11 protein-coding genes are annotated in these 12,224 nt (G+C 67.1%); 8 read left to right on the forward strand and 3 right to left on the reverse strand.

Annotation, left to right across the window (positions count from 1 at the left end):
- The coding region (locus DXK93_RS25515) for a DUF4139 domain-containing protein (protein WP_119451549.1) at positions 1 to 785 on the forward strand (785 nt) is incomplete at its 5' end.
- Positions 786 to 790: 5 nt separating this feature from the next.
- Here DXK93_RS25515 and DXK93_RS25520 read toward each other — a convergent pair.
- Together DXK93_RS25520 and DXK93_RS25525 are read right to left on the reverse strand one after the other, a co-directional pair.
- On the reverse strand, positions 791 to 2,101 hold the full coding sequence (locus DXK93_RS25520) for a ferric reductase-like transmembrane domain-containing protein (protein ID WP_119451550.1): 1,311 nt from the start codon (positions 2,099 to 2,101) through the stop codon (positions 791 to 793).
- Positions 2,102 to 2,290: 189 nt separating this feature from the next.
- The gene (locus DXK93_RS25525; RefSeq protein WP_119451551.1) at positions 2,291 to 3,517 is read right to left on the reverse strand and encodes an EAL domain-containing protein; all 1,227 of its coding nucleotides are present in this window, start codon (positions 3,515 to 3,517) and stop codon (positions 2,291 to 2,293) included.
- 241 nt (positions 3,518 to 3,758) lie between these two features.
- Between DXK93_RS25525 and DXK93_RS25530 the strand changes: the two genes are divergently transcribed.
- The gene (locus tag DXK93_RS25530) at positions 3,759 to 4,892 is read left to right on the forward strand and encodes a 3-deoxy-7-phosphoheptulonate synthase (protein WP_054454226.1); all 1,134 of its coding nucleotides are present in this window, start codon (positions 3,759 to 3,761) and stop codon (positions 4,890 to 4,892) included.
- 36 nt (positions 4,893 to 4,928) lie between these two features.
- Here DXK93_RS25530 and DXK93_RS25535 read toward each other — a convergent pair whose 3' ends face one another.
- Positions 4,929 to 6,161: an FAD-binding oxidoreductase gene (locus DXK93_RS25535; RefSeq protein ID WP_119451603.1), complete on the reverse strand. Its 1,233-nt coding sequence runs from the start codon at positions 6,159 to 6,161 to the stop codon at positions 4,929 to 4,931.
- Between the two features lie 108 nt (positions 6,162 to 6,269).
- Between DXK93_RS25535 and DXK93_RS25540 the strand changes: the two genes are divergently transcribed.
- From DXK93_RS25540 to DXK93_RS25565, 6 genes are all read left to right on the forward strand, one after another.
- Positions 6,270 to 6,869: a GNAT family N-acetyltransferase gene (locus DXK93_RS25540; RefSeq protein ID WP_119451552.1), complete on the forward strand. Its 600-nt coding sequence runs from the start codon at positions 6,270 to 6,272 to the stop codon at positions 6,867 to 6,869.
- 69 nt (positions 6,870 to 6,938) lie between these two features.
- Positions 6,939 to 7,409: a hypothetical protein gene (locus DXK93_RS25545; RefSeq protein WP_054454221.1), complete on the forward strand. Its 471-nt coding sequence runs from the start codon at positions 6,939 to 6,941 to the stop codon at positions 7,407 to 7,409.
- A 320-nt stretch (positions 7,410 to 7,729) separates the two neighbouring features.
- Complete coding sequence (locus DXK93_RS25550) at positions 7,730 to 8,449, forward strand: response regulator transcription factor (RefSeq protein WP_054454219.1); 720 nt, start codon at positions 7,730 to 7,732, stop codon at positions 8,447 to 8,449.
- 10 nt (positions 8,450 to 8,459) lie between these two features.
- Positions 8,460 to 9,332 (forward strand): CoA ester lyase, encoded by an 873-nt coding sequence (locus DXK93_RS25555; protein ID WP_054454218.1) that lies wholly within the window; start codon positions 8,460 to 8,462, stop codon positions 9,330 to 9,332.
- A 91-nt stretch (positions 9,333 to 9,423) separates the two neighbouring features.
- Positions 9,424 to 10,419 carry a serine hydrolase gene (locus DXK93_RS25560; RefSeq protein ID WP_119451553.1) on the forward strand — a complete coding sequence of 332 codons (996 nt, stop codon included), beginning with the start codon at positions 9,424 to 9,426 and terminating at the stop codon, positions 10,417 to 10,419.
- 162 nt (positions 10,420 to 10,581) lie between these two features.
- Positions 10,582 to 12,213, forward strand: coding sequence for an ATP-binding cassette domain-containing protein (locus tag DXK93_RS25565; protein ID WP_119451554.1), 1,632 nt, complete (start codon positions 10,582 to 10,584; stop codon positions 12,211 to 12,213).
- Positions 12,214 to 12,224: the final 11 nt, after the last annotated feature.

Raw genomic sequence — 12,224 nt, forward strand, 5'->3', positions numbered from 1 at the left:
AGATGTGTATAAGAGACAGCCCCAGCCCCGCGCCGGTCGCGGCAGCCAGGCAAGAAGCCGAAGCCAAGATGTCGCGCCAGCGCGTCCAGTCCTTCGAGGACGCCGGCGCGCCGGTCGCCGAGATGATTCCCGAGCCGCTGGAGCAGGCGACCGCCCAGGTGCAGGCCGAAGCGACCAGCGCATCGTTCCAGATCAAGAGTCCGGCCACCCTGCCGTCCGACAATTCCTCGCAGCGCGTGGCCATCGCCACGGCCAAGCTGCCCGCCACGCTGCAATACCAGTCCACGCCGGCGCTGCGCGAAGCCATGTTCCTGACCGCGCACGCCAGCAACAACACGGAATTCCCCTTCCTGGCCGGTTCGCTGAACACCTTCCTGGACGACGCCTTCGTCGCGGCCAGCTCCATGAAGGCGGTGATGCCCGGCGAGAAGCTCGAATTGGCGCTGGGCGCCGACGAAGGCATCTCGATCAAGCGCCAGCTGGTCAACCGCTATACCGAAAGCACCGGCTTTTCGGGCAGCGGCAAGCGCGTGACCTACGAGTACAAGATCACGGTCAAGAACAACAAGGCCACCAAGGAGCAAGTGTCGTTCAAGGACCGCCTGCCCATCTCGCGCAACGAGAAGATCGTGGTCAAGCTGTTGTCGCCGGCAGACCGCGAGATCAAGCGCGAGGAAGACGGCAAGCTGGTATGGGACTGGGAAATGGAGCCCGGCAAGTCGCGCGAGACGGTGCTGAAGTTCTCGGTCGACTATCCGGGCGACATCGAGGTGTCCGGCATCTGACGCGCTCAGCGCATCTGGAACGCCTCTTGGTGAAACAGCTCGCTCACCGGCATGCCGCGCCGGTGCAGCCCGTCCTTCAAGGCATCGGCGAATCCCGCCGGGCCGCAGAACCACACGCTGGGCCATGCCGCGCCCGGCTTGTGGTCCGCGGCCAGCTCGGCGGCCGTCAGCGGCCGCTGGGTATCGCTGTAGCGCACATGCAGGGTCACGTTCGGCACGCGCGCGCATAGCGCTTTCAGGTGATCCGCGAACGGCGCGTCGTCGGCGTTGTGGGCGCAGTAGTACAGGGTCGCGACCGGTGCGGTATCCGGGTCCGTCTGCAAGGATTCCATCCATGAAATGAACGGCGTGACGCCGATGCCCGCGGCCACCCAGATCTGCGGCCGCCCATCGTCGCGCTGGAAGTCGAAGCAGCCGTAAGGGCCTTCGATGATGACGTCCTGCCCCACTTGCAGGCTGCGCTGCAGACGCCGCGTGTAATCGCCCAGCGCCTTGATCGAGAACTGCACCCGGCCGGTGCCGTCGTCCGCGCCGGACACCGTAAAGGGATGCGCGCCCTCGCGCCGGTCCGCGGTCAGGAAAGCGAACTGCCCGGCGCGATGGTGCCAGTTGCCCTCCACCCTACAGGTCAGCGCCAGGATGTCGTCCGAAAGATGGTCGATGGCCAGCACCTGCCCCCTGTAGCGGCGCCCGCGTCCGATATTGCCGGTCAGCGCCATGACGGCGCAAACCGTCCCCACCGCCGTGCACAGCGCCACCAGCCAGCCGGCGGGCTGCCACCACCAGGCGGCCGGCGTCAGGACCACGCCATGGAAGGCGACCACCAGGAAGATCACCGCGGCGATGCGGTGGACCTGGCGCCAGATGTGATACGGAAAGCGCCGCCACAAGGTGAGCAACACCATCGCGGCCAGGATCCACACGGCCCATTCGCCGATGTCCTTGGCGGATCCGCGGAACACGTCCAGCAAAGCGGCCGCGCGCGGCGTCTTGGGCACGGGGTCGAACAACGCCAGCAGCAGCGGCTTGCCCAGCTTGATCAGGTAATGCGCCGCCGCCAGCGCGGCAGCCAGGATGCCGCTCCATTTGTGCAGCCGGTACATCTTGTCCAGCCCGCCCATCCGCGTTTCCAGCCACATGGGGCGCACCGCCAGCAGCATGATCAGGGCCATGACCGCGTAGGCGCCCAGGCCCGTCAGCAGGATGAGCTGATCGCGCGCGGTCCAGACGTTGAGTTCGGCCGGCGGTTGCGCCCAATAGGCGCCGGCCCAGGCCAGCAGGGAAATCAGCAGAACAGCGGCCAGTATGCGTCGCATCGGTTCATCGCTCCATCTTGGGGACCGCGCCACCGTGCGCAGCCCGCATGAAGCCATGGTAAATCCGCCCGTGGGGGCAATTTTCCATGCGCGGGCGCAGTCTTGATCGGGGTCAAGTCCGCCGACAATCGGGAGGGCCCGCAGGAGCCCGGCCTGCGCCAGGATACCCCATTGCGCCGCGCGGATGACTCAATGGCTGCGGCAGAATTCGAAGAAGGCGTCGGGTTCCAGCGGCACGGAAATGCCGTAGCCTTGCGCCACGTCGCAGCCCAGTTCGCGCAGCAGCTCCACGTCGCGCTCGTGCTCCACCCCTTCGGCGATCACGCGCCGGCCCAGCACGCGGCCCATCTCGATGGCGGCGGCGACCACCGCGCGCGACGCGGGCTCGCGATGCATATGGACGATGAAGTCGCGGTCTATCTTCAGTTCGGTGAAGGGCATGGCCGAGAACAGGCGCATGGACGCGATGCCCGCGCCGAAGTCATCCATCGCCAATTCAAAGCCGCGCACGCGCAGCAGGTTCAGCGCCGAAGACAAGGCCAGCCAATCGGTCACCGGCTCGTCCTCGGTCAGCTCGACCTTGATCAGCCGGGCCGGCAGGCCGGCCTGCGCCACGCGCTGCTCCAGCAGGCCCGGCAGGTCGCGCGAACACAATGTGGAGGCCGAGGCGTTGATCGCGATGGGCACGGCGATGTCCTCGGCATGCATGCGCTGCTGCAGCTCCAGCACCGTGTCGGTCACCCGGCAGAACAAGGTCCGGTCCAGTCCCAGCCGATGCGCCGCAGGCACGAAGTCCGCCGCCGGAATCGCGCCCAGTTCGGGGTGGTCCCAGCGCGACAGCGCCTCGGCGGCCAGCACGCGCCCTGTCGACAAGCTCATCTGCGGCTGCAGCACCACGCTCATGCCCTGCCCCGTGATCAGCGCATGGCCCAGCGCCGCCTCGATGACGTCGCGCCGAAGCGAGCGCGGCCGGGGCGAGGCGGCATCGTCCTCATCGATGCTGCGCAGCGCCGTCTTGATGGCCTGCTGCATGGCCGTGCGGGACACCGGCTTGGACAGCGCCTGCGCGGACGGACAGCCGGCCTGCAAGGCCAGCCGCACATGCGACTGCAACAGTTCATCGCTGAGGCTGCTGATCCAGATGATGGGCGGCATGCTCTTGAGCCGCCCGGCGTCCACCAGGCGCCGCAGTTCGTTCGGCAGCCGCGTGCCGTCGCCCTCGCCCGTGACGATATCGCTGATGACCACGTCGTAGAACTGGCGCGCCAGCGCGCTGACCGCTTCTATGCTGCTGCCCAGGCCGGCGACCCGGCGGAAACCCAGCGCCAGCAATACGTTCTGCAGATAGGCGCGTTCAACCGGATGGTCTTCGACGAGAAGTATCCGTCGGGTCCCGCCGGGTTCCGTTTTAGGCATGGTCTACCGTCCTACTCATATAGGGCGGGCCCCCGCAGGCGGCCGCTGGAAAACTGTGTACACCATGCTAAGGCATCTGCGCGCGCCCTGTCGTTATCGCTAACGGGTTAATGCAGCCCCATCGCCGATAGTCGTAGTATTCGCGGCATCAGCCAGACGGAGGCAGCCTTCCGTCGCCCCACGGCGCGGCCGGTGCCATAATAGATGTCTTTCTTTCCGCATCTACGGCACGGAGCTACCCTTGACCCGCATTGACGACCCCCTGCACGACCGCGAGGTCGGCGCGGCCGACTCCACCCAGGACAACACGCGCACCGACGACACCCGCATCAGCGCGGTGCGCCCCTTGATCTCGCCCGCCCTGCTGCAGGATGAACTGCCGGTGTCGGCCGAGATCCAGACGCTGGTCGAGCAAAGCCGCGTCCAGATCGCCGACGTGCTGCACGGCCGCGACGACCGCCTGGTGCTGGTGGTGGGCCCCTGTTCCATCCACGACCATGGCCAGGCCATGGAATACGCGCGCCTGCTGCGCACCGCCGCCGAACAGCACCAGAAAGACTTGCTCATCGTCATGCGCGTGTACTTCGAGAAGCCGCGCACCACCGTGGGCTGGAAGGGCTATATCAACGACCCGCGCCTGGACGGCAGCTTCCGCATCAATGAAGGCCTGCGCCGCGCGCGCGAACTGCTGCTGGACATCAGCGGCCTGGGCCTGCCGATCGCCACCGAATTCCTGGACCTGCTCAGCCCGCAATACATTGCCGACCTGATCGCCTGGGGCGCCATTGGCGCGCGCACCACCGAAAGCCCCAGCCACCGACAGCTGAGTTCCGGCCTGAGCTGTCCGCTGGGCTTCAAGAACGGCACCGACGGCGGCGTGCAGATCGCCGCCGACGCCATGGTCGCGGCCAGCGCCAAGCACGCTTTCATGGGCATGACCAAGATGGGCATGGCCGCCATCTTCGAGACCCGCGGCAACCAGGACACCCACGTCATCCTGCGCGGCGGCAAGCAAGGCCCGAACTACGACGCGGCCAGCGTCGACGCCTGCTGCGCCGCCCTGCGCGCCGCCGGCCAGCGCGAACAGGTCATGATCGACTGCTCGCACGCCAACTCCAACAAGTCGCATCTGCGCCAGGTCGACGTGGCCAACGATATCGCCGCCCAGATCGCCCAGGGCGACGGCCGCATCACCGGCGTGATGATCGAAAGCCATCTCGAAGAAGGCCGCCAGGACCTGAAGCCCGGCCTGCCGCTGCGCCGCGGCGTGTCCATCACGGACGCCTGCCTGGGCTGGTCGCAGACCGCGCCGGTGCTGGAAACGCTGGCCCTGGCCGTGCGCCAGCGCCGCGAAAAGGCCGCAAAACCGGCCTGAGAACCGCGGCTCTCGGGTCTCTTGCCGCGTACGGCCTCAGCGGCCGACGCGGTAAGGCGCCGGATCCATGTCCGGCGCCTGGCCGGTGATCATGCTTGCCAGCAGCTTGCCCGTCACCGGACCCAGCGTGAAGCCATGATGCGCATGGCCGAACGCCAGCCACAAGCCGGGATGGCGCGGCGCCGGTCCGATGACCGGCCGCATGTCCGGCATGCAAGGCCGGCAACCCATCCACGGTTCGCGCTCCACGGCCTCGCCCAGCGGCAGCAGTTGCCGCGCCAGCGTCCGCGTGCGCTCGATCTGGATCGGTGAAGGCGGCGCATCGCGCGCCGCGAATTCCGCGCCCGTGGTCAGGCGCACGCCCAGGGTCATGGGCGTCACGACGAAACCGCTTTCGATATCCGCCACCGGGTGCGACAAGGTCGCCCCCTCTTCCAACGCGTAATGCTGGTGATAGCCGCGCTTGACCGCCATGGGGATGCGATAGCCCAGCGGGCGCAGGACGTCCGGCGACCACGGGCCCAGCGCCACCACCACGTCGCGGGCCTCGATCGGCCCTTGTTCTCCCTGCACCTGCCAACCCTTGCCTGACGGCTTGAGGCTGCGCGCGTCGCCGCGCGCCAGCACGCCGCCGCGCCGCTCGAACAAGGCCGCGTAGCCGCGCGTCACCGCGCCCGGGTCCGACACATTGACCGGATCCAGCCAGTGCACCGCGCCCGCCATGCGCGACAGCGAAGGTTCCAGCGCCGCCAGCGCCTTGCGGTCCAGCACGCGGTGGTTCAGCCCGTAAGGCGCGAGCGCTTGGGCCTCGGCCACGGCCCGGGCCAGGCCGGCCTCGCTGCGCATGCCATCGATCCAGCCGCTGCGCCGGAACAGGTGGGAGATGCCGGCCTCGTCCTTGAGCGCGTCATGTTCGGCGACGCAGCGCTCGATCAACGGCAGCATGGCCTCGGCCGCGCGCGCCAGCCGCGACGGCGCCGAATGCCACCAGTAACGCAGCAGCCATGGCGCGATGCGCGGCAAAAAGCGCGGGTGATAGCTCACGTCAGGCGTGTTGTTCCTGGCATAGCGCCACAGGCTGCGCCAGTCGCGCGGGAAGGCATAGGGAATCACTCTGGCCCGTTCGATCAGGCCCGCGTTGCCGTAGCTGGTTTCCTCGCCAGGGCCGCGCCGGTCCAGCAGCACCACTGAACGGCCGCGCGCCGCCAGATGCAGGGCGGTGCTCACCCCGACGATGCCCGCACCCAGGACCAAGGCGTCTGTTTTCATGCGGCGCATTCTGCGCTTGCGTGCGGTGTTCGGCAAGGGCGCGCGCGCGTAGAATCCCCGGCTGCACGCCCTGCCCTCCGCGCCCACGCTCCAATCGAGGAATACGTCATGACCAGCCCCCGCCTGCAACCCGTCACGCTCGCCGGCGAGGTCGTACGCCTGGAACCGCTGACCGCCAGCCATGCCGCGCCGCTTGCGCAGGTGGGCCTGCACCCCGAACTGTGGCGTCTGCAACCCGAGCCCGTGCAGACGCTGGACGATATGCAGCGCTATGTCGACCGTGCGCTGGCTGGCCAACGCGACGGCAACTGCCTGCCATTCGTCATCGTGCGGCAGGACAACGATCAGATCATCGGCGCGACCCGCTACATGGACATCGCGCTGGCGCACAAACGCCTGGAGATCGGCGGCACATGGCTCACGCCAGCAAGCCAGCGTTCCGGCGCCAATACCGAGGCCAAGTTCTTGTTGTTGCAGCACGCCTTTGAAACAATTGGTATCATGCGGGTTGTATTCAAGACTGAACTGAGCAATATGCAATCGCGCCAGGCCATCCTGCGGATCGGCGGCGTGGAGGAAGGCGTGTTCCGCAAGCACCTGATCGCGCAATCGGGGCGCGTGCGCGACATGGTCTACTTCGCGATCCTCGACGAGGACTGGCCGGCCGTCAAAGCGCGCTTGCTGATGCGCATGCGCCGCGCCGGTTAGCGCGCGCCTCCCGCTCATTTCGCAGCTTGTCCGGGCCGCGAGGCCTGCCCCGCACTATTGAAGCCAGTTATGCAACAGACCTACGCCGCGCCCGCGCGCCACACGATATACATCTACACCGAGGAACAGCGCGGCAACCAGCTGGTCGAGTCGCTGGTGCTCGGCATGCTCTCCGACATATCGGGGTCCGACAAACTCGTGGTGGTGCAGGATCCGCACAGCAGCCTGAAGTTCGTCTATCGCATCGATCACGACAGCAGCAATCTGGACGCCGCGGCAATCACCGAACAGGACGCGTCCCTTTTCAATGGCAAGACCTCGGTCCAGATCAACTCGATGACCTATCGCCTCGGCACGGCCGAGAACGCGATGAAATTGCTGCGTGGCAAAAACCAGTGGATACAGGACAAGGGCGCGGTGCTGTCCGTGCTGCTGCAGAACGCCGCTGCCCGCAAGACCCGCTTCGCCCCGCCCCGCATCGAGCGCGACCGCATGCGCAAGGTACCGCCGGGCGTTGCCGTCGAACACCTGCCTACATAAAAAGCACAGTATCCACAGGGCCGGCCTTATCCACAATTTCTGTGGATAAAAAAGCCTCGAACCCACGGCTGATGGCCGTTCGACCGATGCGCAACGGGCTGCTCATTTTTTGACCACTAAAAGAATGGGCGGCGCGCGGCTGCCATCCTTGATTCTTGACGCGGCGCCGCAGGGGCGATGATGATATTCTCCGCAAGCGCGCGATACGAAAAATATCGCGCTCGCGGACTCCCCCTATACAAGAAGACCCACATACAAGGAGCGGATAGCGTGTTTGCATTCGAAGGTCCCTGCGCGCAACCGCTGACGCCGGATTCGCCGTGACCATCATCATCGTCGACGACCACGGAGACTGGCGCGACACCATCGCTGAATACATCGAGGATCTGGGCCTGGGCCGCAGCATCCTCACCGCCGGTTCCCTCGCGGAGCTGGACCAACTGCTGCTCACCGTGACGCCAGGCATCCTGGTGCTGGACGCCATGCTGCCCGACGGCGATGCGCTGACCCGCGTCTCGCACCTGCGGACCTCCTTCCCGTCGATGGGCATCATCATGCTCACCGGCCGCCTCTTGAGCGAAGACAAGGTCTCGGGCCTGAGTCTGGGCGCGGACCACTACCTGACCAAGCCCGTCAATCTGGCCGAGCTTGGCGCCACGCTGGTGTCGCTGTCGCGCCGACTGCGGGTGGTGCCGGCGGGCGAAGCCGACGCCGCGGAATCGGATGCCTGGCGTTTCGATCCGTCGCGGCGCATGCTGGTATCGCCCAAGCAGGTCTGCGTGGACATCACCGATACCGAAAGCCGGCTGATCGGCGCGCTGATCCAGGCCGCGCCGCTACCCCTGTCGCGCGCACGCCTGATCGAGGCGCTGGGCGCCAGCGTGGAGGCCTACGACACGCACAGGCTGGACGCCCACATGCACCGCCTGCGCCGCAAGCTGCGCGCGCAGGCCGGCGGCGACATGGGCATACGCACGGTGTACGGCGTGGGCTATGTGTGCACCACGCCTGTGCAGATCGTCGGCAATACCAAGAACTGAAAACCGCCTCATGACGCTACCTATCCGCCCTCGCCGTTCCGTACTCTATATGCCTGGCGCCAACCCGCGCGCACTGGACAAGGCGCGCAGCCTGGACGCCGACGTCCTGATCCTCGACCTGGAGGATGCCGTCGCGCCGGACGCCAAGGCACAAGCCCGCGAGCAAGTCGCCGCGGCCTTGCGCGCCGGCGGCTATGGGCGCCGCGAATGCGTGGTACGCATCAATGCGCTGGACACGGCCTGGGGCCTGGACGACGTCAGGGCCATCGCCCAGGCGGGCGCGGACGCCGTGCTGCTGCCCAAGGTGCAGTCCCCCGCCGAGCTCGACGCGCTCGCGCGGGCGCTGGACGCGGCGGGCGCGCCAGCCAGCCTGCCCTTGTGGGCCATGGCCGAAACGCCTTTGGGATTTCTGCGTCTGGACGCCATCGCTTCCGGCCACGCGCGGCTGGCGGCCATCGTCGTGGGCACCTCGGACCTGGTAAAGGATCTGCACGCGCGCCACACGCCGTCACGCGAAGAAACCTTGCTGGCGCGCTCGATGGCGGTGATGGCGGCGCGGGCCCACGGCCTGGCGGCGCTGGACGGCGTGCATCTGGACCTGCACGACGACACGGGCCTGGAGGCCGCCTGCAAACAGGGACGCGACCAGGGCTTCGATGGCAAGACGCTCATCCATCCCAGGCAGATAGCGGCAGCCAACGCCGCCTTCGCGCCCTCGGCGGAAGAACTTGCCGCCGCGCGCAAGCGCCTGGACGCCTGGCGCGCCGCGCAGGCCGCCGGCCTGGGCGTGGCCGTGGTCGACGGCGCGCTGGTGGAAAACCTGCATGCGCGCGAAGCGGAACGCGTGCTGGCGCTGGCCGAGGCCATCGCACAAGCCTGGTGACAACAGCGGCGACAGCAGTAATATCGGCTTTCAAATGCATATTGTCGGTAACGCCGGGCCAGGCGCGTGATCGGCGTATCGGGGAGCGGTCGTGACGTTGATCTTGCGGCAAATGTCGATCTCATTCTGCGTGGCGGCGTTGTGGGCCGCCACGGCGGCGGGCTTGCCGGCGCCGGCGCGGGCCCAGGCCGCCAATTTCCATCCCTGCAATTCCCAGCCTTCCCTGCCGATGTGCCTGCATGGCTATGGCAAGCGCATAGCAGTGCAGCGCTGGGGCGCGCAGCCCGACCCGCTGGACCCGGACGCGGCCGTCAACGCCTCGCTGGTCACGCGCGACCCGGCCAAGGAAATCGGCAAGCTCAAATCCAGCACGATCCTGGTGCAGGACATGGACACCTCCGAAGTCCTGTTCGCGCGCAACGAGGACGCCGTGCGGCCCATCGCCTCCATCACCAAGCTCATGGCGGCGCTGACGCTGGTCAAGGCCGGCCTGCCCATGGACGAACTCATCACCATCGACGCCAGCGACACCCGCTCCACCAGCGAGCTGCCTTCGCGCCTGACCGCCGGCACCAAGCTGAGCCGCGCCGATCTGCTGCGCCTGGCGCTGGTCCCGTCCGAGAACAGCGCCGCGCAGGCCCTGGGCCGCACCTATACCGGCGGCACCGTCGCCTTCGTCGCGGCAATGAACGCCGAAGCCCGCGCGCTGGGCATGACCGACTCCAGCTTCGCCGAACCCAGCGGCCTGTCCAACGAAAACCAGTCTTCGGCCAAGGATCTGGTCAAGTTGCTGCAGGCGATTTCCGCGCAGCCGCTCTTGCGGCAATACACCGGCGAGACCAGCTACCAGGCCGCCGGCCAGACCTTCCGCAACACCAACATCCTGGTGGGCCGCCCGCAATGGGACATCCTCGTGTCCAAGACCGGCACCACCCGCGAAGCCGGCGATTGCCTGGTGATGGCGGTCAAGGTCGGCAAGCGCAACCTGGCCATGGTGCTGCTCAACGCGCAGGGCATTAACGGCTCGCGCTTCGGCGACGCGGTTCGCCTGCGCCGGGTGCTCGACAGCCGGTACGCCTCACGCTGATTGACGGCATCGCGCGCCAAGCCCGGTACAATACCGGCCTTTGACGCGGAACGAACGCCCGTTCCGTCCGCCCGCCGCGCCGCCTGAGCGCCCTACTTCCCCGATTATTTTTCATTGCGCCTGGCCGGCGGGAATCCTGCCGCGTCCCCTGTTGCACCATCCATGATCCGCTTCCAACAAGTTTCCCTCATGCGCGGCGTCAAGCCCTTGCTCGACAAGGTCGACCTGCTGCTCAACCCCGGCGACAAGATCGGCCTGATCGGCGCCAACGGCGCCGGCAAGTCCAGCCTGTTCGGTCTCTTGCGCGGCACGCTGCACGCGGACCAGGGCGACCTGGACTATCCGGCCAGCTGGCGCATGGCCTATGTGGCGCAGGAAACGCCCGCGCTCGACCGCCCGGCCATCGAGTACGCCATCGACGGCGACGTGACGCTGCGCAAGCTGGAGGCGGAACTGGCGCAGCTGGAAGCCGAACCGGAAAGCACGGAGAACGGCCTGCGCATGGCCGACATCTACGCCGCGCTGGCCGACGCCGACGCGTACACCGTGCATTCGCGCGCCGAACAGCTGCTGACTGGCCTGGGCTTCACGCAGGCGCAGATGCACCTGCCGTTGACGAGCTTTTCCGGCGGCTGGCGCATGCGCCTGAACCTGGCGCAGGCGCTGATGTGCCCGTCCGACCTGCTGCTGCTGGACGAGCCCACCAACCACCTGGATCTGGACGCCATCATCTGGCTGGAAGACTGGCTCAAGCGCTATCCGGGCACGCTCATCGTCATCTCGCATGACCGCGACTTCCTGGACGGCGTGGTCAACGTCATCGTCCATATCGACGAGCGCAAGCTCAAGCGCTATTCGGGCAACTATTCGTCCTTCGAGCGCCAGCGCGCCGCGCAGCTGGAGCTGGCGCAAGGCATGCTGGAAAAGCAGATGCGCCAACGCTCGCACCTGCAATCCTTCATCGACCGCTTCAAGGCCCAGGCCAGCAAGGCGCGCCAGGCGCAGAGCCGTATCAAGGCGCTGGCCCGCATGGAGGAAGTGGCGCCGCTGCGCGCGGCCGCCGAGTTCTCGTTCGAATTCCGCGAGCCCTTGCGCGCGCCCAACCCGCTCCTGACCATGGACGCGGTCAGCGCCGGGTATCGCGTCGCGGACGAGGAAACGGAAGTCGAGTCTGACAAGATCATCGTGTCGGGCATCAATTTTTCGCTGCAGGCGGGACAGCGCATCGGCCTGTTGGGCATCAACGGCGCGGGCAAGTCCACCTTCATCAAGACCATCGCGGGCGAACTTGCAACGCTGGCCGGCGAAGCGCAGTTCAACAAGGGGCTGTCCATCGGCTACTTCGCCCAGCACCAGGTGGAGATGCTGCGCCATGACGAATCGCCGCTATGGCACATGACGAAGATCGCGCCGACCGTGCGCGAGCAGGAGCTGCGCAACTTCCTGGGCAGCTTCAACTTCAACGGCAACATGGCCACCAGCTCCATCGCGCCGTTCTCCGGCGGCGAAAAGGCGCGGCTGGCGCTGGCCCTGATCGTGTGGCAGCGTCCCAATCTGCTGCTGCTGGACGAGCCCACCAACCACCTGGACCTGGAAACCCGCGAAGCGCTGACCACCGCGCTGGCGCAGTTCGAAGGCACGCTGATGCTGGTGTCGCACGACCGCCATCTGCTGCGCGCCACCACCGATGAATTCATCATCGTGGCCGACGGCGAAGTCAGCCCGTTTGACGGCGACCTGGACGACTACAAGGACTGGCTCTACAAGACCAAGCTGGCCGCCAAGGCCGCTTGAAGCCGGGCGCG

Origin of the sequence: Achromobacter sp. K91, assembly GCF_003576205.1 — a bacterium.
GTDB classification, from domain to species: Bacteria; Pseudomonadota; Gammaproteobacteria; order Burkholderiales; family Burkholderiaceae_B; genus Achromobacter; species Achromobacter aegrifaciens.